25 protein-coding genes and 1 other RNA gene are annotated in these 26,155 nt (G+C 63.8%); 10 read left to right on the top strand and 16 right to left on the bottom strand.

Features of this window, described 5'->3' with window-relative positions; translation table 11 throughout:
- The first annotated feature begins 47 nt into the window (after positions 1-47).
- On the top strand, positions 48-722 hold the full coding sequence (locus tag QMF81_RS10220) for a hypothetical protein (RefSeq protein WP_281750700.1): 675 nt from the start codon (positions 48-50) through the stop codon (positions 720-722).
- A gap of 3 nt (positions 723-725) precedes the next feature.
- A complete protein-coding gene (locus QMF81_RS10225; RefSeq protein WP_281750701.1) occupies positions 726-1,469 on the top strand; it encodes a FlgO family outer membrane protein in 744 nt (247 codons plus the stop codon).
- A gap of 335 nt (positions 1,470-1,804) precedes the next feature.
- On the opposite strand, the gene QMF81_RS10230 is transcribed toward QMF81_RS10225, so the two are convergent.
- The 16 genes from QMF81_RS10230 to QMF81_RS10305 form a co-directional block, all read right to left on the bottom strand.
- The gene (locus QMF81_RS10230; RefSeq protein ID WP_281750702.1) at positions 1,805-3,865 is read right to left on the bottom strand and encodes a ribonucleoside triphosphate reductase; all 2,061 of its coding nucleotides are present in this window, start codon (positions 3,863-3,865) and stop codon (positions 1,805-1,807) included.
- On the bottom strand, positions 3,840-4,496 hold the full coding sequence (locus tag QMF81_RS10235) for an anaerobic ribonucleoside-triphosphate reductase activating protein (RefSeq protein WP_281750703.1): 657 nt from the start codon (positions 4,494-4,496) through the stop codon (positions 3,840-3,842). Before QMF81_RS10235 ends, QMF81_RS10230 begins: the two co-directional genes overlap by 26 nt.
- Positions 4,497-4,771: 275 nt before the next feature.
- Positions 4,772-6,214, bottom strand: coding sequence for a threonine synthase (gene thrC, locus QMF81_RS10240; protein WP_281750704.1), 1,443 nt, complete (start codon positions 6,212-6,214; stop codon positions 4,772-4,774).
- Positions 6,215-6,245: 31 nt separating this feature from the next.
- Positions 6,246-7,094 carry a UbiA-like polyprenyltransferase gene (locus QMF81_RS10245; protein ID WP_281750705.1) on the bottom strand — a complete coding sequence of 283 codons (849 nt, stop codon included), beginning with the start codon at positions 7,092-7,094 and terminating at the stop codon, positions 6,246-6,248.
- Positions 7,091-8,287 carry a tyrosine--tRNA ligase gene (gene tyrS / locus QMF81_RS10250; RefSeq protein WP_281750706.1) on the bottom strand — a complete coding sequence of 399 codons (1,197 nt, stop codon included), beginning with the start codon at positions 8,285-8,287 and terminating at the stop codon, positions 7,091-7,093. The genes QMF81_RS10245 and tyrS overlap by 4 nt, the downstream gene beginning before the upstream one ends.
- Positions 8,284-9,057, bottom strand: a complete 774-nt coding sequence (locus tag QMF81_RS10255) for a TIGR00282 family metallophosphoesterase (RefSeq protein ID WP_281750707.1) — start codon at positions 9,055-9,057, stop codon at positions 8,284-8,286. The genes tyrS and QMF81_RS10255 overlap by 4 nt, the downstream gene beginning before the upstream one ends.
- On the bottom strand, positions 9,057-10,610 hold the full coding sequence (gene rny / locus QMF81_RS10260; RefSeq protein WP_281750708.1) for a ribonuclease Y: 1,554 nt from the start codon (positions 10,608-10,610) through the stop codon (positions 9,057-9,059). The genes QMF81_RS10255 and rny overlap by 1 nt, the downstream gene beginning before the upstream one ends.
- A gap of 106 nt (positions 10,611-10,716) precedes the next feature.
- A non-coding RNA gene (ssrS, locus tag QMF81_RS10265) (6S RNA) lies at positions 10,717-10,894 on the bottom strand.
- A 267-nt stretch (positions 10,895-11,161) separates the two neighbouring features.
- Positions 11,162-11,344: a hypothetical protein gene (locus QMF81_RS10270; RefSeq protein WP_281750709.1), complete on the bottom strand. Its 183-nt coding sequence runs from the start codon at positions 11,342-11,344 to the stop codon at positions 11,162-11,164.
- The gene (glmU, locus tag QMF81_RS10275) at positions 11,328-12,719 is read right to left on the bottom strand and encodes a bifunctional UDP-N-acetylglucosamine diphosphorylase/glucosamine-1-phosphate N-acetyltransferase GlmU (protein ID WP_281750710.1); all 1,392 of its coding nucleotides are present in this window, start codon (positions 12,717-12,719) and stop codon (positions 11,328-11,330) included. The genes QMF81_RS10270 and glmU overlap by 17 nt, the downstream gene beginning before the upstream one ends.
- Positions 12,720-12,752: 33 nt before the next feature.
- Complete coding sequence (minE, locus tag QMF81_RS10280; RefSeq protein WP_281750711.1) at positions 12,753-13,004, bottom strand: cell division topological specificity factor MinE; 252 nt, start codon at positions 13,002-13,004, stop codon at positions 12,753-12,755.
- Between the two features lies 1 nt (position 13,005).
- Complete coding sequence (gene minD, locus QMF81_RS10285) at positions 13,006-13,812, bottom strand: septum site-determining protein MinD (protein ID WP_281750712.1); 807 nt, start codon at positions 13,810-13,812, stop codon at positions 13,006-13,008.
- Positions 13,813-13,848: 36 nt separating this feature from the next.
- Positions 13,849-14,511 carry a septum site-determining protein MinC gene (gene minC / locus QMF81_RS10290; RefSeq protein ID WP_281750713.1) on the bottom strand — a complete coding sequence of 221 codons (663 nt, stop codon included), beginning with the start codon at positions 14,509-14,511 and terminating at the stop codon, positions 13,849-13,851.
- Positions 14,508-15,128 (bottom strand): YigZ family protein, encoded by a 621-nt coding sequence (locus tag QMF81_RS10295; protein ID WP_281750714.1) that lies wholly within the window; start codon positions 15,126-15,128, stop codon positions 14,508-14,510. Before QMF81_RS10295 ends, minC begins: the two co-directional genes overlap by 4 nt.
- Positions 15,125-15,796: a phosphoribosylanthranilate isomerase gene (locus tag QMF81_RS10300; protein WP_281750715.1), complete on the bottom strand. Its 672-nt coding sequence runs from the start codon at positions 15,794-15,796 to the stop codon at positions 15,125-15,127. The genes QMF81_RS10295 and QMF81_RS10300 overlap by 4 nt, the downstream gene beginning before the upstream one ends.
- A gap of 3 nt (positions 15,797-15,799) precedes the next feature.
- The gene (locus QMF81_RS10305) at positions 15,800-16,084 is read right to left on the bottom strand and encodes a hypothetical protein (protein WP_281750716.1); all 285 of its coding nucleotides are present in this window, start codon (positions 16,082-16,084) and stop codon (positions 15,800-15,802) included.
- A 151-nt stretch (positions 16,085-16,235) separates the two neighbouring features.
- Between QMF81_RS10305 and QMF81_RS10310 the strand changes: the two genes are divergently transcribed.
- From QMF81_RS10310 to QMF81_RS10345, 8 genes are all read left to right on the top strand, one after another.
- Complete coding sequence (locus tag QMF81_RS10310; protein WP_281750717.1) at positions 16,236-17,123, top strand: cation diffusion facilitator family transporter; 888 nt, start codon at positions 16,236-16,238, stop codon at positions 17,121-17,123.
- Positions 17,113-17,541 carry a MarR family transcriptional regulator gene (locus tag QMF81_RS10315; protein WP_281750718.1) on the top strand — a complete coding sequence of 143 codons (429 nt, stop codon included), beginning with the start codon at positions 17,113-17,115 and terminating at the stop codon, positions 17,539-17,541. The genes QMF81_RS10310 and QMF81_RS10315 overlap by 11 nt, the downstream gene beginning before the upstream one ends.
- Positions 17,542-17,582: 41 nt before the next feature.
- Positions 17,583-18,356, top strand: coding sequence for a lysophospholipid acyltransferase family protein (locus QMF81_RS10320; protein WP_281750719.1), 774 nt, complete (start codon positions 17,583-17,585; stop codon positions 18,354-18,356).
- Entirely contained in the window at positions 18,353-19,408 is a 1,056-nt protein-coding gene (gene ansA, locus QMF81_RS10325) for an asparaginase (protein WP_281750720.1), read from the top strand. Before QMF81_RS10320 ends, ansA begins: the two co-directional genes overlap by 4 nt.
- A gap of 242 nt (positions 19,409-19,650) precedes the next feature.
- Positions 19,651-23,691, top strand: coding sequence for a response regulator (locus QMF81_RS10330; RefSeq protein ID WP_281750721.1), 4,041 nt, complete (start codon positions 19,651-19,653; stop codon positions 23,689-23,691).
- The gene (locus QMF81_RS10335) at positions 23,676-24,548 is read left to right on the top strand and encodes a protein-glutamate O-methyltransferase CheR (RefSeq protein ID WP_281750722.1); all 873 of its coding nucleotides are present in this window, start codon (positions 23,676-23,678) and stop codon (positions 24,546-24,548) included. Before QMF81_RS10330 ends, QMF81_RS10335 begins: the two co-directional genes overlap by 16 nt.
- A complete protein-coding gene (locus QMF81_RS10340) occupies positions 24,545-25,114 on the top strand; it encodes a chemotaxis protein CheB (protein ID WP_281750723.1) in 570 nt (189 codons plus the stop codon). Before QMF81_RS10335 ends, QMF81_RS10340 begins: the two co-directional genes overlap by 4 nt.
- Positions 25,111-26,136, top strand: a complete 1,026-nt coding sequence (locus QMF81_RS10345; protein WP_281750724.1) for a diguanylate cyclase — start codon at positions 25,111-25,113, stop codon at positions 26,134-26,136. Before QMF81_RS10340 ends, QMF81_RS10345 begins: the two co-directional genes overlap by 4 nt.
- Positions 26,137-26,155: the final 19 nt, after the last annotated feature.

Consider the following 26,155-nt stretch of genomic DNA (forward strand, 5'->3'; position numbering starts at 1 on the left):
TGCCGATACACCGAGAAAGCTTACCTTCCCGGCGCACAGGAGGTCCCATGCGTTCTGCCCCCATCCTTGCCCTTGCCCTGCTTACCGCATGCGCGGGCCGCGTCCTCCCCTTTGGCGCAGAAACCGACCTGCAAACCGCCCGAGTGCCTGCGCCGGTGGGCTTTGCCTTCACCACCCAGCACACCCTGGAGAGCGCCCAGCACTGGCAGGAGGCTGCCCGCAGGGTGGCACGGGTCATGACAGAGGCCTACCGCCGCACTTCTCCGGACGGCAGCATCCCTGTTTTTCTCGCCCCCATGGGGACCACACCCTTTGCCCAAAACTTCCGCCAATTCCTCCTGGGGGAACTGGCCGGTCAAGGGATTCCTCAAGCTTCGGCACCGGACGGGGCGATGGTGCTCGAAGTGAGCACCCAGACCATCCAGCACCAATGGAACAGCGAGAAAAGCCGGGTGCGCACGGTGCCTGAACCGGGCTTTGTCCAGGGCAAAGACGACCGCGGCCGCTATCTGGACGTCCCCGTGGTGCGCGAGGACCGCGCCGAATATACCGGCCATGCCCCGGCCACGGAAATGGTGCTCTCCGCTGGCCTCTATCTCGGCAGCAATGTCCTCGCCCACACGAGCACGGTCTTCTACATCCCGCCGGAAGAACGGCGGCTGTACCAGCCCGGCCCTGCGATCCCGCAGTCTCCGCTCAAACATTACCTGCTGGTGGAGTAAACCATGCGCGCCCTTCTCCTCTCTGTGCTCCTCATGGTGATGGTCAACTCCCTGGCCGTGGCTTCTCCCTGCCGCACCACCTCGGTGACCGAAGCCGCAAGCTCCTTGGCCGAGCAACTGGCCTCCAACCTCACCCTGCGCCTGGACCGCAGCCAGCCTGTGGTGCCTACGGTGTTCGTCTCCCTGGACGACGTGGAAACCACCTCGCCGCTCGGACGCCTGCTTGCGGAACGCACCGCCGACGCCCTGGCCCAATGGGGATTTTCCCTGTCCGAAGTGCGCCTGCGCGCCCAGTCGCTCCGCATCAGCCCCACGCACGGGGAATTCGCCCTCACCCGCCAGGAAAGCGCGCTCATCAGCCCGATATCCGCCCAGGCAGTACTCACCGGCACCTACGCACCCAACGGCCACATCCTCCACGTATCAGCGCGCCTCATCCACGCCACCAGCCATACCGTGCTCAGCACCGCGGACTGCGAACTCGTGCTCACCCCCGCCACCCGCGCCAGCATGAAGCCAGACCCCGGCAGCACGCACCCAAGCGCCACGCTCCTTTCCCCCGCCAACCCCGCCGATACCCGCGCCATCCAAAGCCGGCTCAAGGAGCTGGGGCTCTACCGCGGCAAGATCGACGGCATCTGGGGCAAACACACCCAAGCTGCCGTGGACGCCTTCCGGCGTATCCGGGGCATTGCCTCCACCCAAAAGTGGGACATGGCCACCCAGCAAGCCTTGCTCGGCTCCTGAAGAGGTCGCATCCGTCCTTCCGAGCGCCGCGACAAAATCTCGCGGCGTTCACTTTTTTCTTGACTTACCCAAACATCATTCTTAGCTGCCGCTCGTCTTTTGACGTTTCGTCGAAAAAAATCCAACAACCGAGGCTGCCATGCGTGAAATAACCGTATTCCTCTCCACCCAAAAACTCCGTCCCCGACGCACCCTTCCCTTGCGCCGCGTCTTGCGCGCCGCCATGGGACTTGTGGGGATCGTGCTGCGCTAGCGCAAGCACGCCGTCACCAAACAGCGAGGCCGGGGATCTCTCCCCGGCCTCTTCGTGTTCTTTCTATGCCTCCAGGCGGCACCTATGCCCGCAAGCACGTCTCCATGGCGTACACTTTCCGGTCCTTGTACTCCGCCTGTTTGCCCTTGTTCCAGAGCTGCACCGGACGGTAATACCCCACCACCCGGGTATAGACTTCCGCAGGTGCTCCACACGTCGGACAGGTGTGATGCTCTCCTGCAAGGTATCCGTGATCCTTGCACACGGAAAACGTCGGAGTGATGGACAGATACGGAATCCGGGTCTTGGACAGGGCCTTCATGATAAACGAACGCAGCGCCCCCGTGTCCGGCACGGACTCCCCAAGGAAACAATGAAATACCGTCCCGCCGGTATAGAGCGGCTGGAGCTTGTTTTGATGCTCCAGGGCCTCGAAGACATCCGCCGTGGCATTGACCGGAAGCAGCGTGGAATTGGTATAGTACGGCACGCCATTACCTGATACATGGATGTCGGCATAGAGTTCCTTGTCGATCTTGGCCAGACGATAGCTCGTCCCTTCGGCCGGGGTCGCCTCCAGGTTGTAAAGGTTCCCGGTCTCTTCCTGGAACCGGGCAGTGAGCTCCCGCAGATACTCCAGGGTGCGCTGCATAAGCCGCATGCCCGCCTCGGTATCGATGCCCTTGCCCAAAAGGTTCAGGCACGCCTCATGGCCGCCCACGATACCGATGGTGCTGAAATGCCCGCGCAGGCCGTTTTTGAGATACCGCCGCGAGAAGGGAAACATCCCCTTGTCCATGTTGTCCTGCACCATCTTGCGCTTGAACTCCAAAGAGTCCTTGGCGAGTTCCGCATATTCGCGCACCAGGTCCAAAAAGTCTTCCTCTCCCTGGGCGAGATAGGCCAGCTTGGGGAGATTGAGCGTCACCACGCCGATGGAGCCGGTGAGATCGCCCGCGCCAAAGAGCCCGCCGGTGCGCTTGCGCAGCTCCCGCAAATCCATCTGGAGCCGGCAGCACATGGAGCGCACGTCCTCCGGCTTGAGATCGGAATTGATGAAGTTCTGAAAGTACGGAGCGCCGTATTTGGCGGTCAGGCGAAGAAGCAGGTCCCCTACCGTGGAGTCCCACGGGAAGTCTTCGGTGACGTTGTATGTGGGGATGGGGAAGGAAAAGATGCGGCCATGGTAGTCGCCTTCCAGCATCACTTCCAGGAAGGCACGGTTGATCATCTCCATCTCCGCCGCATATTCGCCATACGTGGAGTCCTGGAGTTTTCCGCCGATAATTACCGCCTCGCCGGCAATATGCCTGGGAGGCACCAGATCGAAGGTGAGATTGGTAAACGGGCTTTGGCCTCCCCAGCGGGACGTGGTGTTGATGTTGAAGACGAACTTCTGCATGGCCTGCTTGACCTGCTCGTAGGTCAAACGGTCATGACGCACGAACGGGGCAAGGTAGGTATCCACGTTGTTGAACGCCTGAGCGCCTGCCCATTCGTTTTGCAGGGTGCCCAGGAAGTTGACCATCTGTCCCAGGATGGAATCGAAATGCTTGGCAGGCCCGGAAGAGCACCGGCCCTCGAGGTTGAATCCCTCCAAAAGGAGATCCCGCAAGGACCACCCGGCGCAGTATCCAGCCAGGCCAAAGGAGAGGTCATGGATATGGAAATACCCGTGCTCATGGGCCTGGCGGATCTCTTCCGGGTATTTTTCCAGGGCGTAGCGGGCCTGCACGGAGCCGGAGAGGTGGAGCATGAGCCCCTGGAAAGAGTGGGCGAGGTTGGCGTTTTCGTTCACCCGCCAATCGGACTTGTTGAGATAGCTGTCGATGGTTTGCGTAATGTCTAAAAATGCGGCCTTCTGGCTGCGGATTTGCCGCCGCTGTTCCCGGTACAGGATATAGCGCTTGGCGACCCCGTAGAGCCGGGACTCCATGAGGATCTGTTCTACGGTGTCCTGCACCAGCTCCTGTTCCGGGATGTCCACGTCGGCAAGTCGCGCTTCCACTTTGCCGGCCAGGCGCTTTGCAAGCAGCGGGTCCTTGATGCCGCTGGCCTTGAGGGCCTTGAAAATGGCCTGGGCGATGCGATCCACCGACCAGGTCTCGATCCGTCCATCACGCTTGCGAATCTGTTTGGGCATACTCGTTCTCTTCAGGGACACGGCGAGGAGGAATATACTCCTGCCAATGGATGGGGAACATTTCTGGGACCTGTCTTCGCACCTGCGCCAGATCGGCCTCGGTGAGCTGGGGCACACGGGTGCAACGAAAGAGAAACCGCTGCGGCGCTCGCTTCGCCAGGGCGAAGATGCGGACGAAATGGGCCTCCACCGCCTCCGGGGTCACTTGTGCGCCAGTGAGCTCCGGATAGCGCCACCACGGTCCTTTGACGTCCACTGCCACGGTATCCACCAGGCCGGAGGCAAGCAGCGCCTCAAGCCTGGCAGGATCGCTGCCGTTGGTGTCGAGCTTCACCGGCAGGCCGAGACGTGCCACGTCTTCAAGCAGCGCCTCAAGCTCCGGGGCTGCGGTGGGCTCGCCGCCGCTCACCACCAAACCGTCCAGCCACATACGCCGCCGGCGCAGATCCGCCAAGGTCGCCTCGCGGTCCAAAGGGGCAAGGAGATGTGCATGCCAGGCAAGGGCAGCATTATGGCAGGTGGGGCAACGCCACGGGCATCCAGCCACAAAGAGCACCGCAGCCACCCGGCCGGGCCAGTCGCACAGACTCACCCGCTCACAGCCCCGCACCGCGTTCCAGGCAGAAGACATGGAGGGTATTTTTCCTCGTGATACCGTATGCCGACGCCCAGCGCCGACAGGGTCCAGAAATGCGCTTCAGGATGGTTTTCTGGCTTCCCCACAAGGGGTGACAGAGGCAGCACCGCGCCGGACTTGCACCGGACTTGCCTTGTCCTGAAGGAATCACAAAAGCGAGAGATCTCTAGCCCAAAGCATTCCACAAGACAAGGGGGGGACACCTGAATCCACAGGCTCCCCCCAATGTTCCTTCAGACGATCTGCCCAGCCGGCCTTGGAATACCGACTTACTGCCGCGCAGAAAGTCCCAAAATCTCCACAACCCGCCGGGCAGCGGTGCGGGTGTATTCGTCCTCGGCCAGTCGGCCCTTGGCCGCGTCGTCCAAGACCGGCTTGGGGAGATTGGCCAGCGCCGGGTTGGGGGTGATGTTGTACTCTGCAGGCAAGGTCCCGGAAAAATACATATCCTGGAATCCCGCAAACTTGAGGGCATGGGCCGTGGCATCGAGGATCGCCAGTTCCTGCGGATCCATAAGCCCGAGCTCCCGCGCCCGCAAAAGTCCTGCCAGGCACTCTCCCCCTTGAGTGCAGGCGATGTGGCCGTGACGATTGGCCAGAAGCATGCCTTCGATGATGGCCTGCTCGGACACCTGCACCACCTGGAAGGCCCCGGCGCCGCCTTCTTTTTCGTAACGCTCCGCCAGGGCGCGCACGCGGGGGAAGGACACGGGATTGCCGATCATGGCCGCCTGGGCCACGGAAGGACGCACCCGCACCGGGGTGAAGCTTCGATGCTCCGGCGAAGCGGCGTAGTACTGGAATACCGGGTCCGCATGCTCGGACTGCACGCCAAAGAGCCGCGGAAGCTGCTCGATGATACCCAAGGCATACAACTTCAAAAAGCCGCTCATGACCGCGGTGATGTTGCCGGCGTTGCCAATGGGAACGAACACCGCCTTGCCGGCCAGATCCCAGTCGTACCACTGGGCGATCTCGAAGGCATAGCTTTCCTGACCGAGGATGCGCCAGGCGTTTTTGGAGTTGAGCAGGGCCACCCGGTAGTTTTCGGCCAAGTACTCCACCACCTTCATGCAGTCGTCAAAGACACCGGGCAGTTCCAGCACGTGGGCGCCGCTTCCCAAGGGCTGGGAGAGCTGCTGCGCCGTCACCTTGCCTTTGGGCAGCAGCACCACGCTCTTGATGGGATCGCCCACGTAGGCGGCGTACAAGGCAGCCGCGGCCGAAGTGTCGCCCGTGGAGGCGCACACGGTGATGACCTCCTTCCAGCCGTGCACTGCCACCAAGCGCTTGAGGTAGGAAAAGGCGCAGGCCATGCCGCGATCTTTGAAGGAGGCCGAGGGGTTCTGGCCGTCGTTCTTGAAGGCGAAACGCTGCCCCACCTGGCGCGAAAGGGCCGGCGAGGCCTCCACGATGGGGGTATTGCCTTCGCCCAGGTAGACGATGTGCTCTTCGTCCACCACCGGGGCCATGAGTTCGTAGAAGCGGAAGATCCCCCGCAAGGCGGTGCGCTTGCTGGCCGCGCGTTCGTCAAAGGTTTTGCGCCACCAGTCAGGCGCATGCTGCCGCAGGACATCGAAGGTGGTGTCCTCCAACAAGAACACCCCGCCACACGAAGGGCAGGTGTAGTGAAGTTCATCGATGGAATAGCGCTCCTGACATCCCAGGCAACGGTACTCCATCCGGCCGCGGTACGAGGGGAACTGGCTCATGGCATCCTTCCTTCACGTGCGTTGCAACGGGTCACCACAACAAATCCACCACCGCACCAGCCGCCAGCGCGATGGCCACACATCCATTCATGGTAAAAAAGGCCAAATTCACTCGGGAGAGGTCCTGCGGCGTCACCACCCGGTGTTCCGCCCAGAGCACCCCGCCCACGACCGCCACACAGGCGGCGTAGATCCATCCTGCCCCTGCCGCCCAGCCGGCCAGCGCAAAGAGCACCGCAGCCACGGCGTGCAGGAGACGCGCCACCAGCAGCGCCGCCGGGATGCCGAAGTCTGCGGGGATGGAGTGCAGCCCCATCTGGCGGTCGAAATCCTCATCCTGACAGGCGTAGAGGATGTCGAACCCCGCCACCCACAAGGCAACCGCCACCCCGAGGATCACCGGCGCCGGATGCCACTCAGGCGCCACGGCGATCCACCCCGCGATGGGGGCAAGCCCCAAGACCGAACCCAACACCACGTGGCATGCCGAGGTAAACCGCTTGGTGAAGCTGTAGAAGGCCGACCACGCCAGGGCACACGGCGCCAACGCCAGACAAAGGCGATTGAGCCCGGCGCATGCCCCCACAAAAAGTACGGCGCACCCGGCCACAAACCCTGCCGCCTGCGGCAGGCTCAAGGCGCCTGTCACCAATTCCCGATTCTGGGTGCGGGGGTTTTGGGCGTCGATATGCCGGTCCACGATGCGATTTATGCCCATGGCAAAGGCACGCACCATCACCATGGCCAAGGTCAAAAGCCCAAAGACCCGCCACCCGGGCCACGGCTGGGCGTGCCAGAGCATGCCCATGTAGGCGAAGGGCAGCGCAAAGACCGAGTGTTCGATCTTCACGAAGCGCGCCAGGCGCACCAGGAGGTTCATGCGCACACCACCCGCAGGAAGCGTTTTTTGCCCACCTTGAGCACAAACGTGCCCGCGGGGAAGACAAACCCGAAATCCTCCTCCTTGCGGCCGTCGATGGCCACGGCGTGCTGCTTACAGAGACGCTTGGCCTCGGCCTTGGAGGCGCACACCCCGCTGGCGGCGAGCACGTCCGCGAGCACGGCCCCGGGGGCGGCACGGAACTCCGGCGTGTCCTCCGGGATGGCGCCGGCGCCGAACACCGCGCCGAACTCCTCCCGCGCCGCCTGGGCCGCCGCCGCGCCATGGAAGCGGCGCACCAACTCTTCGGCCAGATCCTCTTTGACGGTCTTGGGGTGCACGCGCCCCGCCTCCACATCCGCCCGCAGCGCGGCCACGGCATCGAGGCTCAAGTCCGAGAGGAGCTCATAGTAGCGCCACATGAGCGCATCGGAAATGGACATGAGTTTGCCGAACATCTGTGCCGGCGGTTCATCGATGCCCACGTAGTTGCGCAGGGATTTGCTCATCTTCTGCACCCCATCGAGACCTTCCAGGATGGGCATGGTGAGGATGACCTGCGGCGTCTGGCCGTACTCGCGCTGCAAATGGCGCCCCATGAGGAGATTGAACTTCTGGTCTGTCCCCCCCAATTCCACGTCGGCCTGGAGGGCGACGGAGTCATAGCCTTGGGCCAGGGGATACAAAAATTCATGGATGCTGATGGGCTGCTCGGAGGTGAAGCGCTTGTGGAAGTCATCGCGCTCGAGCATGCGGGCAACGGTGTAGTGGGAGCACAGGCGGACGAAGTCCGCCGCGCCGAGCCTGTCCATCCAGGTGGAGTTGAAGGCCACGTGCGTGCGCTCCGGATCGAGGATCTTGAACACCTGACGCTTGTAGGTCTCGGCATTGGCGAGCACTTCCTCCCGGGTGAGCGCACGGCGGGTCTCGGACTTGCCCGTGGGGTCACCGATCATCCCGGTGAAATCGCCGATGAGAAAGATCACCTGATGGCCAAGATCCTGAAAATGCTTGAGCTTCTGGATGAGCACCGTATGGCCGAGATGGAGATCCGGCGCCGTGGGGTCGAACCCGGCCTTGACCCGCAAGGGTCTTCCCGAGCGCAGCTTGTCTTCCAATTCCTTCTCGTCGATGATCTCCACCGCCCCGCGCCGGATCTGTGCCATCTGGCGCGCTACTTCTGCTTCCGTCATAGCCCCTCCGTATATTCCCAGGGACGCATGCCCACGCACCGCCCCTCGGCCCAATCAATGATCACCCCATGGGCCACACCCGGTCCATCGGCCACGGGAAAACGCACCGGCCGGCCCGTACGGAAACGCGCAAGCACAGCCGTGGGATCCATGCCCAGGCAGCTCTCCCGCGGTCCGCACATGCCCACATCCGTGATGTACCCGGTCACGCCGTCGAGGATGGTGGCGTCGCGCGTGGGCACATGGGTATGGGTGCCCAGCACGGCGTGCACCCGCCCTCGCAGAAAATGGGCCATGGCCCATTTCTCGCTCGTGGCCTCGGCGTGAAAGTCCACGAGGATGCACGCCCCGGAAGGCGCGGCGGCCACCAGGGCGTCGGCAGCGGCAAAGGGACAGTCCACCGCCTCCATGAAGGTGCGGCCCAAGAGGTTGATCACCACCACCGGCCCCGCTGGCGTGGAATGGAGATGCATGCCCGTTCCCGGTGCAGGCTCCGGATAGTTGGCCGGCCGCAACAGCCCCTCTCTGCGCGCCAACACGGGCTCGATGTCGCGATGCTTCCAGACGTGGTTGCCCGTGGTGCCCACGTGGATCCCCATGGCGCGAAGCTCGCCCCAGGTCTTGGCCGCGATGCCGACCCCGCCCGAGGCATTCTCGACGTTGGCCACCACCATATCCACGCCCAACGTGGCCGTCGCCTTGGCCACCGCCTGACGCGCGATGCGCCGCCCCGGGCGGCCTACGATATCGCCCAAAAACAAGATGCGCATTATTTGGCCACGCCCACGGCGCGTTTCTCCCGGATGACCGTCACCCGGATCTGGCCCGGATACGTCATCTTTTCTTCGATTTGCTTGGCAATGTCTTTGCTCAGCAAAAACACGCCATCGTCGTTCACCTGGTCGCAGTCCACCATGACCCGCACTTCCCGGCCGGCCTGAATGGCGTAGGCGCGGGTGACGCCCGCAAAACTCATCGCAATGCCTTCGAGCTCCTCCAGGCGCTTGACGTAGCTCTCCAAAAGTTCCTTGCGGGCCCCGGGCCGGGCGCCGGAGAGGGCATCCGCCGCCTGCACCAATACCGCCAGGACGCTCTTGGGGGGAACGTCCTCATGATGGGCGGCGATGGCATGGATGACATCCCCGGGCTCGTTGTATTTTTTTGCCAGGTCTGCACCAATGACCGCGTGCGGGCCTTCCACCTCGTGGTCCACGGCCTTGCCGATGTCATGGAGCAAGCCGGCTCGCCGGGCCTTTTTCACGTCCATGCCCAGCTCCGCCGCCATGATGCCGCAGAGGAAGCCCACCTCGAGGGAATGCTGGAGCACGTTCTGGGTAAAGCTGGTGCGAAAGCGCAGTTGCCCCAAGAGCTTCACCAACTCTGGATGAATGCCGTGCACGCCAAGATCGAAGGTGGCCTGCTCGCCGATCTCGCGCACCTGCACTTCCATCTCCTTCTCCACCTTCTTCACGATCTCCTCGATGCGCGCCGGATGGATGCGGCCGTCACTGATGAGGCGCTCCAAAGAGCGCTTGGCGATCTCCCGGCGCAAGGGGCTGAAGGCGGAGAGCACTACGGTCTCCGGGGTGTCGTCGATGATGAGGTCCACGCCCGTGGCGGCTTCCAAGGCGCGGATATTGCGGCCTTCACGGCCGATGATGCGGCCTTTCATGTCCTCGCTGGGAAGCTCCACGGCGCTCACCGTGTGCTCGGCCACATAGTCGCTGGCATAGCGCTGCACTGCTGTAGCGATGATCATCTGCGCCTTGCGGTGCGCCGTCTCCTGCGCCTCCATCTCGATCTGGCGGATCATGCGCGCCGCTTCGTGCCGGGCCTTGCTCTCCACTTCCTGCATGAAGCGATTTTTGGCCTCCTCGGCCGTCAGGCCGCTGATTTCCTCCAATTTCCGCTGCTGCTCGGCCACCAATTCGCAGAGGCGCTGTTCCTTGGCCTCCAGCTCCTTCTCCTGCTTGACGAGCTTTTTCTCCAGCATACCCAGCTCGCTTTCCCGCTGGGCCAATTGCTCGACCTTCTGCTCCAGGCGCTCTTCTTTGGCCTGCAGGCGGGATTCGTTCTTCTTGAGCTCCCGCTCGCGGTCCTTGACATCCTGCTCCGCCTCTTTCTTGCGCGCCAAGGCTTCTGCTTCCGCCTGGACAAGAATCTCCTTTTTCTGGGCAAGCGCCTCTTTTTTTGCCTCATCCAAAATACGCGCGGCCATCTGCTGCGCGCCGTCCATCTCCTGCTCCAGAAGATACTTCTTCAAGAAAAAGCCACCAGCCGCACCGATGGCGATCCACACCAGGGCGGTCATTATTTCACCCATACGCACTCCTTTTTCGAAAATACATGCTTTCCGACGCCACAAACATCGTTTGCAGCGCATGCGTTGGGATACACTACGGAGGGGAAGACAACAGGCAGGCCGTTGGAAGGACCCCGGAGAGCCGTGTCGAGAACTCTTTTGAACCTCTTTCGTCAAGAGGGGGTTGGCGGTGACCTTTTAGGCTTCATCCTCGAGGGATGCATGCACACCAGGCCACGGAGCTACCCTAGTTCTGCGTTATTGGCTCAAAAACGCGTTATCGATCACGCACTCCCCAGGGTTTGATGCATTGCGGTATCTATTGACTGGATGAGTTGAAGTACTCGGCGATCAATGCGCTCCATCTCATCCGCGTTCTGCAAACATTCATCGGCTAAACTCAACGCCACATAGATGAGTAGCCGTTCCTTTCCAATGCTCCTGCCTTGGGGCTCCAACTGTGCATAGCGACGTTCCACCAGCTCGATTACTCGCTGCAAGCGGTCTTCGGTCACCTCCGCCTGAAACGAAAGCTCCCGACCCAATACCGTCACCGTGTACCCAGGCATCGCTTACTGGCTAACAACATCGCGCAATTTGTTCAAGATGTTTTCGACCTGTTTACGTGCAGCCTCGCGAAGCTCCTCTGCGGCAGCCAACTCCCCGCGCAGCTGGGCATTTTCCGCCTCCAATTGCTGCAAGCGCGCCACGAGGCCATCCACCCTTGCCGCCAGAAGCTCAAGATTCTCCAGCATGGTCCTTCTCCTTGCGCCGCCAGGGCAGGTGCACCTGCCTGGCGCGCGCCACGCACAGCATGCCCTGGGGCACGTCCTTGGTCACCACCGAGCCCGCGCCCACCACCGCGCCTTCGCCTACCGTCACCGGCGCCACCAGGGCCGTGTTGCTGCCGATGAAGGCGTGGGGCTCGATGTGGGTCGTATGCTTGCGCACCCCATCATAATTGCAGGTGATGGTCCCTGCCCCGATATTGGTCTGCGCCCCAATGACGGCATCGCCGAGATAACTCAAATGCCCGGCCTTGACCCCAGGGCCCAGGTGCGCCTTCTTGGTTTCCACGAAATTGCCCACCCGGGCGCCGGCCTCCAGCACCGTGCCAGGACGCAGGCGGGCAAAGGGCCCGACCACGCAGCCCGGTCCCAGCACCGCGCCTTCCAGGTGGGAAAAAGCGCGCACCGTAGCGCCCTCCAGGCGGCAGTCGCGCATCCACACATGGGACTCCACCCGAGAGCCTGCCATAATCTGGCTTTTACCGTAAATCTCCACCGGTCCCGTAAGCTCCACTCCCGGACTCAGCTCCACATCCGGGCCGATGCGCACACTCTGAGGCATACGCACAATCACGGCACGGCGGCGCCACATATCGACCACGCGCCGCCGCACCACCTCTTCGAGGGCCACCAATTGGGCCGGGGAATTGACGCCCCAAAAGTCCTCAGCCGTCTCCGCCGGCACTGCCGCCACCCGCAACCCCGACTCCCGGGCCAAGGGGATGACCTGCGGCAGATAGTACTCGGCCTGGGCATTGGCGGTATCAAGCCGCTCCAAAAGCGGCCCCACATCCTGCACCCGCAGGGCGTAGACCCCGGCGTTGACTTCCCGGATGCCCGCGTCCACGCCCAAGCGCGCCAAGTCCTTGTCTTCCACCACAGCCTGGACCGCACCGGAAGGGTCCCGCACCACCCGGCCATACCCCGTGGGGTCGTCCAGCATCACACTCACAAATCCCACCGCAGCCCCTGCGCTGCGGCACGACGCCACCAGAGCGTCCAAACAGTCCGCCTGGACCAAGGGGGTGTCTCCACTCAGCACACACACGTATTCCACGCCGCTTGCCACCACGCGCGGCCAGGCCTCGCGCACGGCGTGTCCGGTGCCCAATTGCTCCGCTTGGAGCACCATGGACGATACCTGTTCGGGAAATGCAGCCTCAACGAGGTGATGCCCGTGCCCCACAACGATCCATCGATGCGTAACAGAGGACGTCGCATCCAAGAGATAGCCCAAAAGGGGCTTTTCCAAAAGCGTGTGGAGCACTTTGGGAAGATCGCTGTGCATGCGGGTGCCCTTGCCGGCGGCAAGGATCACGACGCCATAATCCTTATTTTTCACGCTCCACCCCTCCACGCCGATACCGCCGAAACATTACCGCCGCTCCGGGAGGGTGACGTTGAATTCCAGGATCTCGCAATTGCCCTCTTTGGAGACATCCACACGAATATGATCGAGCTCCACGGGCACGTATTTTTGCACCACGCACAAGAGCTCCCGCCGCAACTGCGGCAGAAAATCATACCCCGAGTTCTCCGCCCGCTCATGGGCGACGATGATCTGGAGCCGGTTCTTGGCGACCTGGGCGCTGGTCTTTTTGGACCGAAAATAGCTGAAAATCCCCATATCAGCCTCCAAACAGGCGCGAGAAGAGGCTTTTCTTCACCGGCTTGAGGAAGCGATGCTCCCGCTCCTCGCCCAAGAGCCGCGCCACCGCGTCTGCGTAGGCCTGACCAGCGTCGCTGCCTGCATCCAGGATCACCGGCTCTCCGGAGTTGGAGGCCTGGAGCACGGACTTGGATTCCGGGATCACCCCCAAAAGGGGAATGGCCAAAATCTCTTGCACGTCCTCCACGCTGAGCATCTCGCCCCGCTCCACGCGGATGGGGTCATATCGGGTCAAGAGCAGGTGCTCGCGCACGCTGCCTCCTTCCCGGGCCTTGCGCGTCTTGCTCTGCAACAGCCCCAGCACCCGATCCGAATCCCGCACCGAAGAGACTTCCGGGTTGGTCACCACAATGGCTTCATCGGCGAAATACATGGCCATCATGGCTCCATGCTCGATGCCTGCCGGAGAGTCACAGATAATGTAATCCACCCGATCCGAAAGCTCGGTAAGTACCCGCTCCACCCCTTCCGGGGTGAGGGCGTCCTTGTCCTTGGTCTGGGAAGCCGCCAAGATATACAACTTGTCAACGCGTTTATCTCGAATCAGGGCCTGATTGAGGGTGGCATCTCCCTGAATGACGTTCACGAAGTCGTAAACCACCCGGCGCTCACAGCCCATGATCAAATCCAGGTTGCGCAACCCCACGTCGAAATCGAGCACTGCCACGGAAAACCCCCGCAGGGCCAAGCCCGTGGCCAGAGACGCGCTCGTGGTGGTCTTGCCCACCCCGCCTTTGCCTGAAGTGACGACAATAATATGTGCCACGTCCTTCCTCCTTGCGCTCCCGCCCGCCGTGGGAGATTACAGCACCTGAAAATCCAATTGCTGGCCACTCAAGCGGATCTGCACACTCCGGCCGATGACCGCCTCGGGCAGGTCTTCGCTCACCCGGTAGAGTCCCGCCACGGCCACCAGCTCGGCCTCCAGTTCCCGACAAAAAATCCGCGCCGACGTATCGCCCAGCGCCCCGGCCATGGCCCGGCCCCGCAACGGACCATACACATGCACATGGCCATCAGCAATGACCTCGGCCCCGGGGGCCACGGAGCCGAGCACGATGAGATCCCGGCCCTTGGCGTAAATCTGCTGGCCCGAGCGCACCGGCCGGTCCACCACCATGGCCGAAACCTGCGGCGCGGCGTCGCTGGCCGCGGCCTTCTCCGGCCGATGGTCGGTCACCACCGCCAGGTCCAGCTGCTCGGCCAAGGCCACGTCCCCGCCCAAGACCCCCACGGGCACCAAGCCCGCCTTGCGCAGCGCAGCCACCAACCCCGGCAAGTCCAACCGTTCCCGCTCTTCCCCAAGGGCCGCCACATCGAGCAGCACTGGAAGACGCCGAAAAAATTCCGGACTGCGCGCCACCTGTGCCTGCACGTCTGCGGCAAGGCGGCGAAGATCTCCCACAAAAGGACGCAGCACCGTGCACGGCACCATACGCCCCTTGAGCTCAAACGAGGCCATCATTCCTCCTCATCTGCGATCCGCACTTCTCCCGCACCTGCGGAAACCTCCTGCACCCAGGCGGCAACGGTCGGCGCCATGCCCTCTGGGACTGCGATGGTCAAACGCGCCCGCAGGCCGCAATCCTCCGCCACCAATCGGGCACCCCACCCGGGCAAGGCGCGGTAGAAGGCGGAGATCTGCGGATAATCCACGGTGAGCACCAACCGCTGCCAGCGGACCTTTTCCACCGTGGGAAGACTCCCCATGGCCCGGGCGAGCACCCCGGAGTAGGCGCGCACCAAGCCGCCCGCGCCCAGCTTGATGCCCCCAAAATACCGAGTCACCACCGCCACCACTTCCCCCACCGCGGAGGCCACCAACACCCCGAGCATGGGCCGGCCCGCCGTGCCCGCCGGCTCGCCGTCGTCCGAGGCCCGTACCTGGGCGGTGTCTCCAGGCGGGCCCAACTGCCAGGCCCAGCAATTGTGGGTGGCATCGGCAAACTCCTCCCGCACCGCGGCGATCTGCGCCTGCGCCTGGGAGACGCTCTCCGCATGCGCCACGGTGACGATGAAGCGGCTGCGCCGGATGACTTCTTCGGTCCGGTACACCCCGGCAGGGACCAAATATCCGCTCACGCCTCCTCCAGGCGGGCAAAGGCGGCCTTGGCCTCCCGCACGAAGGCCCGCACCAGGCAGGGGTCTTTGTCCCCTTCCTCATCCTCCAGGGCGGTGTGGGCGTCCACCCCCGCCGGACGCACCAGGGCAATGGCCGCGGCCACATTCACCGGAGACAGACCGCCGGCCACGATCACCGGGAGCGGCGACGCCTCCACCAAGGCGCGGCTCACCTGCCAGTCATGGGTGCGGCCCGTGGCGCCCATGGCGCCGGTACGCGGGTCGAAGGTGTCGGTCAAAAATGCGTCACACACCGGGGCAAAGCGCTCCACAAAGGCGGAAATCCCCTCCACGGCAAAGCCCACCACATAGCTCTTGATGACCCGCACCGCCACGGCCTGACGCACGGCGGCGATGGTCTGGGGCGTGACCTCCCCATGGAGCTGCACCCAGCCCACGGGCAGCCGCTGACAGAGCTCGATGATCTCGTGCGGGTTGGCGGCATAGGTGATGAGCACGGCCCGGTCGCGCCCCAAGGCCTCGGCGATGGACACGGCCTGGGCTTCGGTCACGTCCGGCTGGTGGTAGGCCAAACGCAAGGGGATGCCCACCTGGTCCACGCCAAGGCCCACCAGCATACGCGCCTCGGCCACGGAACGCACCCCCGCCACTTGGACCACACCGCGCATGGGTCAACTCCGGTCGCCAGTGCGGCGGCGCTCCTCTTCCAAGAGGGCCTTGGCCACCTTGAGGTCGTACAGGCGGGTGGGGTCCAGGTCCTTGGAGCGCTCTTTGCGGAAGAGCTGCGCCCCGCGCTGCACCAAATCCATATCCAACCACCCGTGCCGTTCCCAAATCTCGGGATAATCGGGATTGTAGAGCCGAAACTCCACCACCCCGTCGCGCTCGCGCACATACATGCGGATGCGCTTGTTGCCCGGCACCGGATAATAAAACACACCACTGGGGGTACGCATACCAGGTTCCTCCTGAAAACTGCGCCAGCTTCCTAGCCGCCGCCGCCCAGGGAGGGAAGGGCCCAGCAGGCGATTTTTTTGTTTGACAATCAAAACACCACAACTTAGTTGGCTATCAAAACTATTTGAAACTCAAACAAAGGAGCGCTGCATGTCTTCCTGCACCTGCCACCACCATCACGAAGCCGAGCGCGGCACCCGGTGGGTATGTCTCATCACCCTGGTCACCATGGCCACGGAAATCCTTGCGGGATGGCTCTTTGGCTCCATGGCCCTCATGGCCGACGGCTGGCACATGGCTGGCCACGCTGGCGCCATGGGGGTCGCCTGGTTTGCCTACGTCTACATGCGCACCCATCGCGGGGACCGGCGTTTCGTCTTCGGGCCCGGCAAGATCAACGCCTTGGCGGGGTTTGTCTCCGCCCTGGGTCTGGGGCTCGTCTCCGTGTTCATGATCGTCGAGTCCGCCCACCGGCTGGTGGCCCCCACCAGCATCGCCTTCACCGAGGCCATGGTCGTGGCCGTGCTCGGGCTTGTGGTCAACATCGCCAGCGCCTGGCTGCTCCGCGATCGGGAGCATGCCTCCCATGACACGGACCAGAACCTGAGGGCCGCCTACCTCCACGTGCTTGCCGACGCCCTTACCTCGGTGCTGGCCATCGCGGCCTTGGCAGGCGGAAAATTCTGGGGGCTCACCCGTCTGGACCCGATCATGGGCGTGGTGGGTGCGGTGGTGGTCGGCAAGTGGGCCATCGCGCTCACCCGGGACACCGCGGCGATACTGCTCGACATGCGCGCCCCGGAACACGTCAGCGCCACCGTACGCCAACGACTGGAATCCACAGGGGCCTCCATCCGCGACCTTGCCTTGTGGTACGTGGGGCCGCAAGAGATGGCTGCTTCGGTCTGTCTGGCCGCGCCCACGGCGGCGCCGCCGGAGACCTACACGGACATCGTGCGCGCCGTGCCCGAAGTGGCCTTTGTGCGTGTGGAAGTCCACAACCTGCCCTGCCCAGGGGAAAAAGACCATGACCACTAGTCCCGTGGATCTCGAAGCCCTCTCGCACCTTCTGGTGGAGTTCTACGAGCGCCTCTCCTCCTGGGAGCAGGAAGTGGCACGGGACAGCGGCCTTTCGCTGCCGCAGATGCACACCCTGGAGATCCTCGGGCACCACGCCCCCTTGCGCATGAAGGACCTGGCCGAACGCCTGGGGGTCACCACCGGCACCATGACCGTCACCGTGGATAAATTGGAGCGCCTCGGGCTGGTGACCCGCCAACCCCACGGCACCGACCGGCGCTCCTTGCTCGTGGCCCTCACCCCGGAAGGAGAACGGCTCTACCAAGAACACCACGGCCACCACCTGCGCCTCACCCAGGAACTCACCGCAGACCTCACGGAAGCCGAGCTCGCCTGCCTCACCCAAACCCTCGCCAAGATGCGTGCCGTCATTTGACAGCGCCACCCAGCCGGCTACAAGCCGGGGCGGAGGTCATCATGTTCACGGTCCCCATCTCCGACACCTATGATTCCCTGCCCCGGCGCGTGGGTCCCATCTCCCGCTGGTTTCCCTCCCTGGCCTTCTACGCCCGGGTACTCGGGGTGGTGGTGCGCGCTGCCGCGAGCACCCGGCGCGGCTACACCCACGCCATGTGGGTGGACGACAGTGTACGCTTCATCCGTGCCGCCGAGGCCACAGGGCTCACCTTCCATGTGGAAGGCCTGCACCACTTCACCAACCTCTCCGGGCCCTGCGTGGTGGTGGCCAACCACATGTCCACCCTGGAGACCTTTGCCTTGCCGGCCATCCTGGGCGCCCACCGCCCCATCTGCTTCGTGCTCAAGGAAAGCCTCCTGCGCTACCCGGTGTTCCGGCACGTGGTCGGAAACACCCATCCCGTGGCCGTGCGCCGCCAAAACCCACGGGAAGACCTGGAGATCGTCCTCACCCAAGGGACCGAGCGCCTCGCCCAGGGATTTTCCGTAGTGGTCTTTCCCCAGACCACCCGGCGGCCGGACATCGATCCCGCAAGCTTCAACTCCATCGGCGTCAAGCTCGCCAAGCGGGCCCAGGTGCCGGTGCTCCCCATAGCGGTGGATACCCGCGCCTGGGGTACTGGACGCATCCTCAAAGATTTCGGTCCGATCCGGCCGCAAATCCCGGTGCGCTTCGCCTGCGGCGCTCCCCTTGCCATCACCGGCAACGGCAAAGACCAGCACGCTCAGGTGCTCGACTTCCTCCAATCGTCCCTGCGCCGGTGGAACGCATGAGACCGGTGCGCATCCTCGCCACCGGCGGTACCATCGCCATGGCCCCCACGCCCCACGGCTTTGCCCCCCGGCCGGGATACCTGGAGGAACTCCTCGCCCAGGATCCCCGCTTCCAGCACCCGGAGCTGCCGCCCTTTACCCTCCACGAGTACACCCCGCTCATGGACTCGGCCACCATGCGGCCCGAGCATTGGCAGACCCTCGCCCAGGACATCGCCGCCGCCCACGAAGACGGCGCCGGGGTGGTGGTGCTCCACGGCACGGACACCATGGCGTATACGGCCTCGGCCCTGGCCTTTCTTTTGGAGAACCTGCACCATCCCGTGGTGCTCACCGGCTCCCAACTCCCCATGGGAGAGCTGCGCAGCGACGCCCCGGACAACCTCCTCGCGGCCCTGCTCCTCGCCGCCCAGCCGCACCTGCCGGAGGTGGTCCTGGTCTTCGGACACCGCATCCTGCGCGGCTGCCGCGCCACCAAGGTGGATGCCTCGGGATTCATGGCCTTCGACTCGCCAAACTATCCCGACCTCGGTACCCTCGGGGTGCGCCTGACCCTCTTCGCCGACAGGCTGCGGCCCATGCCGCAAGCCCCGCTTCGCGTCCACAGCCTCAATCCTCATACCCAGGTGGGCGTGGTGCGCCTCTTTCCGGGCATCAGCGCCGCCTTCCTCGCCAACGTGCTGCGCTCCCCGCTGCAGGGGCTCATCCTCGAGACCTATGGCATGGGCAATGGTCCCAGCGACGACACGGCGCTGCTTGGCACCTTAGAACGGGCCAGCCGACGCGGCGTCGTGGTGGTGAACTGCACCCAATGCCTGCGCGGCGGAGTCGACCAAGAGGGCTACGCCACCGGTTCCGCGCTGGCCCGGGCCGGCGTGGTGAGCGGCGGGGACATGACCGTGGAAGCAGCCCTCACCAAACTCCTCTTTCTCCTCAGCACCGAGCCCAACGCCGACGCCGTGCGCGCCCGCATGGAGGAAGACCTGCGCGGCGAGCGCACTCCGGCGCATCCATCCCCCACCCATGGCACGGTGGAGCCTGCGCACTTGTAGGCTTGAGGCGTACAATGCGCCAGATGTGGCTTTTCAAAGCACCATCCTGAACCAGAACCACAATAGTCCAAATTTCTCCCAAAAGACCTCTCCGCGAGAAAGGCGTTGGAAGACGTCTTTCAACGCCAGGCGCAAGGCGTCCTTGGTCTGCAAAAGGCCTGTCCGCGAGAAGGGTGTTGTAAGCGCATGGAAAATCGCATAGGCAAAACCCGCCTATATTCTTTGGTATTGGAGAAGCGCTCATGGTCTTTGCCCTGCTCGATGATATTCGCATGCGCCCCAAGCTGCTCCTGCTCTTTCTCTTTACCGCCATCGTGCCCTTGGTGGTGGTGGGCAGCGTGGGAGGGTACTTTGCCATCCGCACCCTCACCCAACAAACCGAGCGAGAGCTTTCCGCCCTTCAAGACATGCAGGCCGACAAACTCACTGCGGCCTTCAACACCCTCCAAGCCGTGCTCACCCCCCTTGCCGAGGCCCCGCATGTACGCGCCGCCTTCACCAGCACCGATCTGCATATCGAAGACACGCTCAAGGGCACGGCGCGCTCCCTCAACCTCATGGCCATCACCCTGATCACCCAAAAAGGCGTCGTGCGCGCCAGTTCCCTCAAGGAACTGGACGGCCACGACCTGACTTTCGGCCGGCTGGCAGCCTCAGCCATGAGCATTGCCTGGAGCAGCGCCAAAGAACAGAACCAGCCGGTATTCGTGGATTTCTCCGCAGACCCTCTCGGTTGGGGCTTCCCCCTGGCCTTCCTCGCCCTGCCGGTCTTTGACGCCGAAGGCGGGCGCCTGGGCGTCCTCCTTGCCCTGCTGGGCCCAGATTTCGTCGACCAGCCTTTGGCCTCCCGCCAGGGGCTCGGCAAAACCGGCGAGACTTATGCCATCCGCTTCCTTGCCGATGGCAACCGCTATGAATTCCGCTCCTCCATGCGCACCATGGGCATGGGTCGCTACCGCCCGGGCGTGACGCTCGACCGGCCGCCGGCGTACTGGGGGCAGGCCACGCATCAGGAGAGCGGTTTTGGCGAATACATCGACAGTAGCGGCACCACCGTGTTCGTGGCCTTCCGGCCCATAGACATCCTCGGAGTGCGCTGGTTTTTGATCTCCAAGATCGACAAGGTCGAGGTCTTTCAGCCCATTGTCTGGTTCACCCTGGCCATGATGGGCGCCGCAGTCTTCTTCATCCTCGCCATCACCCCGGGCGTCCACGTCCTGGCCCGGCGACTCAGCGCCCCCCTGGAGGCCGGGGTGCGCTTCGCCCAAGCCATTTCCTCCGGCAATTACACCGCCCGTTGGGAGGTTTCCCAGCACGACGAGATGGGAGATCTGGCCCATGCCCTCAACCGCATGGCCCAAGACCTGCGTGAACAGGATTGGCGGCGCCGGGGCATCAGCGGGCTCGACAACGCCCTGCGCGGCGAACACACGCCGGAAGAAATCCTGCGCCGCGCCCTGGACTTCCTCTCCCGCCATACGGAGGCGTCGTTGGGCCTTGCGTATCTCGCCGAAGAAAACGGCGCCCTGTCGCTTCGGGCAAGCCGCGCCTTCGTGGACCGCACCGGGACCTTCCACCGGGTGGAACCCGGGCACGGGCTCGTGGGCCAGGCGGTCCAAGAACGGGAGCTCTTGACCTTCCACTGCCTCAAAGACCCAGCACAGGCCCCAACCTTTTCCTCCGGCGTCCATGAAGCCATCCCCTCCCATCTGGCGGCCCTGCCCTTGGTGTTCGAGGGCCGCACCGTGGGCGCGCTGCTTTTCGGCATGGAGGCTCCCATCACCCATCTCATGCGCGACTTCCTCACCCAGGCAGGCCAAAACCTTGCCGTGCTGCTCCATGCGGCCCTGTCCCGGCAGACCATCGACGGGCTGCTGCGTACCGCCCAAGAGCAGCAAGAGCAGCTGCGCCAGGCCAATCAAGAGTTGGAGGCCCAGGCCCGCGCCCTCAAGGAATCCGAAGCCGAACTCCAGGCCCAGCACGAAGAATTACAAGTCACCAACGAAGAGCTGGAAGAACAGGCCCGCGCCCTCAAGGAATCCCAGACCAAACTGGAGGCCCAGCAAGAAGAACTGCGCGCGGCCAACGCCAAGCTGGAAGAGCGCACCAACGCCCTGGAAGAGCAGAAGATCGCCATGCGCAAAAAGAACATCGATCTGCTGCGCGCCCAGGAGCAGCTACGGCAAAAAGCCGAAGAACTGGAACAGGCCAACCGCTACAAATCCGAATTCCTGGCCAACATGAGCCACGAGCTGCGCACCCCGCTCAACTCCATCCTCATCCTCTCCCAGCTCTTGGCCGCCAACAAAGACGGCAACCTCACTGCACGCCAGCAGGAATCCGCCCAAGCCATCCACGCCTCGGGATCGGACCTCTTGCGGCTCATCAACGACATCCTCGACCTTTCCAAGGTGGAGGCCGGCAAAATCGAGGTCCACGAAGAGCCGCTCGCCCTCGATGCCTTGGTGGCGGACCTCCTGCGGCTTTTCACCAGCATCGCCGAGGACAAGCACGTGCGCTTCGTGGTGGAGCGCGAGGACGACCTGCCGGACACCATCCTCACCGATGGCCTGCGGCTCCAGCAGATCCTGCGCAACCTCCTCTCCAATGCCTTCAAGTTCACGGACAAGGGCACGGTGAGCCTGCGGCTCTTCCGTCCCGCTCCCGACCAAGTCCCGGAGCACCTTGGCGCCCAAAGGCTTTTGGCCATGGCGGTGCAGGACACCGGCATCGGCATCCCCAAAGACAAGCACGCCACCGTTTTCGAACCCTTCCGCCAGGCCGACGGCTCCACCACCCGCAAATACGGCGGCACGGGCCTGGGGCTGTCCATCTCCCGGGAGCTGGCTCGGCTGCTTGGCGGCGACATCACCCTGGAGAGCGAGCCCGGCAAGGGCACGACCTTCACCCTCTTTCTTCTGGAAAAACCGGCCCCAGCCGCATCTGCAAATCCACTGCCGCACCAGGCCACGGCGGCAGCGGCCAGCGCCGATCCAGGAACCACGGCCACCCCAGATCCCAACACAGAGGCCGCAACCACGCTGGCGCCGCCAATGCCCGCTGCAGACCCCGTCTGCCCCGAGCCCCAAGATTTCGTCCAGGACGACCGCCGCAGTCTCCAGCCCGGCGACACCATCATGCTCATTATCGACGACCATCTGGAGCGCGCGCGGCGTATCCGCGACCGCGCCCGGACCCAAGGCTTCGCCACCCTCCTTGCCCACGACGCCGAGACCGGGCTGCACTTTGCCGACTACCACCGCCCGCAAGCCATCGTACTGGCAGGAAGCCTCCCCTCCAGCTGGAAGACCCTGGAGCGGCTCAAGGCCGATGTCGGCACCCGGGCCATTCCCCTGATCTTTCTCACCACCGCCGAGCGCGGCATGGAGGCGCTGCGCCTGGGCGCCTACACCGTTGCCCCGGAAGACCCGGATGCCGCGGCCATCGACGCGGTGCTGCAGGAAGTCCGCGCCTATCTCACCAGCCCTCGGCGGCGGGTCCTCATCGTGGACGACGACCGCCTCCAGCGCGAGTCGCTTGCCAGCCTCATCGCCACCCTGCCGGACGTGGAGATCAGCACCTGCGGCACCAGCGCCGAGGCCCTGGACATCCTGCGCCGCACCCCGGTGCATTGCCTGATCCTCGATTTGGGCCTGCCGGACGCCAGCGGCTTCGATCTGTTGCGCCGCATCCGCGCCGACGAGAGCCTCTCCCACACCCCCATCATCGTCTACACCGGCCGGGACCTCTCCGCGGACGAAGAGACGCTGCTTTCCCGGCACGCCGAGAGCATCATCGTCAAGGGGGTGCGCTCGCCCGAACGCCTGCTGGAAGAAACCGCCCTCTATCTGCACCGCACCCCCCCGGCATCTCCCCCGACTCCAGAAGGGGAGGTGGACTCGGTTTTTGCCGGCAAGACCGTGCTCTTGGTGGACGACGACATGCGCAACGTCTTTGCCCTCTCCAGTGTGCTGGAGGACAAAGGACTCACCGTGCTCGTGGCTCGGGACGGACAGGAAGGGCTAGCACGGCTGGAAGAACACGCCCAGGAAGTGGATTTGGTGCTCATGGACATCATGATGCCGGTAATGAACGGGTTTGAGGCCATGGCCGCCATTCGGGCGCAAAAACGCTTCCGAGACCTCCCCATCATCGCCCTCACGGCCAAGGCCATGAAAGGCGACCGCGCCAAGTGCATCGAGGCCGGGGCCAGCGATTACCTGGCGAAACCTGTGGATACGGAAAAACTCGTCTCCCTTCTCAAGGTATGGCTCTCGCAATGACCCACGGCACGCACCTGCCCCAACCTGAAATCATCGAACTGCGCCTGCTGCTCGAGGCCATCTACCAGGCTTACGGCTATGATTTTCGCAACTACTCCCTTGCCCACCTCAAACGGCGCGTGGAGCAGCGCCTCGCGCTCTCGGGCTTTGCCTCCATTTCTCATCTCCAGCACGAGATCCTGCACAACCCCGAGCTCTTGCCGGTGATCCTTCAGGACCTCTCCATCAACGTCTCGGAGATGTTCCGCGACCCGAGCTTCTATCAGGCCCTGCGCGCCGAGGTCCTGCCCATCCTCGAAACCTACCCGTCCATCCGCATCTGGCACGCCGGCTGCGCCGCCGGTCAAGAGGCCTACTCCATGGCCATCCTGCTCCATGAAGCCGAACTTCTGGAGCGCAGCACCCTCTTTGTCACCGACTTCAATCCCCGTCTGGTGGCCCTGGCCCAGGAGGGCCGCTACCCCCTTTCCGCCATCAAAAAATACACCGCCAACTACCAGGCCACAGGCGGGAGCAACTCCTTCGCCGAATACTACACCGTGCGCGGCAACCATGCGGAGATGGCCGCCTTCTTGCGCGACCGCATGGTCTTCTCGGAACACAACCTGGCCACGGACGGCGTCTTTGGGGAAATGCACCTCGTCGTCTGCCGCAACGTGCTCATCTACTTCGACGCCCAGCTCCAAAACCGCGTCCTCGGGCTCTTTGCGGAGAGCTTGTGCCCAGGCGGATTCCTCTGCCTGGGGTCCAAGGAGACCCTGCGCTTCAGCAAGCACGCCCCGATCTTCGAAGCAGTGGTGGAACGCGAACGCATCTATCGGAAACGCCGGCACCAGCCCCTGGAGGAATCCCCATGAGCGCGGTGCACGCTGTCGTTTTGGGCGCCTCGGCCGGAGGACTGACCGCCATCCGTCACATCCTGGCGCAGCTGCGTCCGGATTTTGGCCCGCCCATCCTCATTGTGCAACACATCGCCCCCAGCGCCGGATCCACCCTGGTGGAGACCTTCCGCGACCACAGCCCCCTTCCCGTAATGGAGGCAGAAGACAAAACCCTGCCCGCCCCTGGCACCATATATCTGGCCCCACCCGACTACCATCTGCAGGTGGAGCCCGAGGGACATCTTTCCCTGTGCTTAGATGAACGGGTACGCTTTGCTCGGCCCTCTATCGACGTCCTTTTCACCACCGCGGCCGACGCCTTCTGTCCCCATCTGGCGGGGGTGCTCCTTACTGGCGCCAATGATGACGGCGCCCAGGGGCTTTGGCGCATCCACCGTCTGGGGGGGATCACCCTGGTACAGGATCCGGCCACGGCCAAAGCCCGAGCCATGCCCGAGGCCGCCCTCGCCCTGTGCCCTAAACACCAGGTGTTTGACTTGGACGGCATCGCAACCACCCTCAACACCTTGGTGCTCCCATGATCCCTGTCACTATCCTCATCGTGGATGACCGGCCGGAGAATCTCTTCGCCATGCAGCAATTGCTCGAAGACGACCCAAACCGCACTCTGCTTCTCGCCCACTCGGGCCAGGAGGCCTTAGGGCTCCTCTTGAGCCACGAGGTAGCGCTGGTGCTCCTCGATGTGCAGATGCCGGAGATGGACGGCTTCGAGACCGCGACCCTCATGCGCCGCAACCGTCGCACCCGGAATATCCCCATTATCTTCGTTACCGCCAATCACACCGAACGCACCCATATCTTCCAGGGCTACGCTGCCGGTGCCGTGGACTACCTGCCCAAGCCCGTGGACCCGGTGGTACTCCAAAGCAAGGTGCGCATCTTCGAAGACCTCTACCGACAGCGCAAGCAATTGGAGGACGTCAACGCCCGGCTGGACGCCAAGGTGGCGGAATTGGAACGGCTGCGCTTCGAGCTGGAAGAAAAAAACCGCATCCTCCACACCCTCTCCCTGCTCGATGGCCTCACCGGCATCCCCAACCGCCGCCACTTCGATGACACCCTGCGTTCCGAATGGCAGCGCATGCTGCGGGAAGGAAGCCCGCTTGGGCTCATCATGATCGATGTGGATCACTTCAAACGCTTCAACGACCACTACGGACATCTCCACGGCGACCGCTGCCTCAAGCGCGTGGCTGGCTGTCTGTCCGCGGTGCTCAAGCGACCTTCGGACTTCGTGGCCCGCTACGGCGGGGAAGAATTCGCCGCCATCCTGCCGGCCACGGACCACGCCGGCACCTGCCACGTGGCCGAGGCCTTGCGCCAGGCCGTGGAGCATCTGGCCATCGACCACGCGGCATCCCCCACCACGGATCACGTCACCATCAGCCTCGGCGCCGCTTCCGTCATCCCCGCCCCAGGCTGCCACCCCTCGGACTTGGTGTGCGCCGCAGATCAGGCCCTCTACGCGGCCAAACAGAGCGGCCGCAATCGCTGGTGTTACCAAGGCTGCCAGCCGGATTCCTGCATCCATCCCCTCACCTGACCACCCGCACCCCACTGCG

The sequence above is a fragment of the Thermodesulfomicrobium sp. WS genome (genome assembly GCF_027925145.1).
Lineage (GTDB): Bacteria > Desulfobacterota > Desulfovibrionia > Desulfovibrionales > Desulfomicrobiaceae > Thermodesulfomicrobium.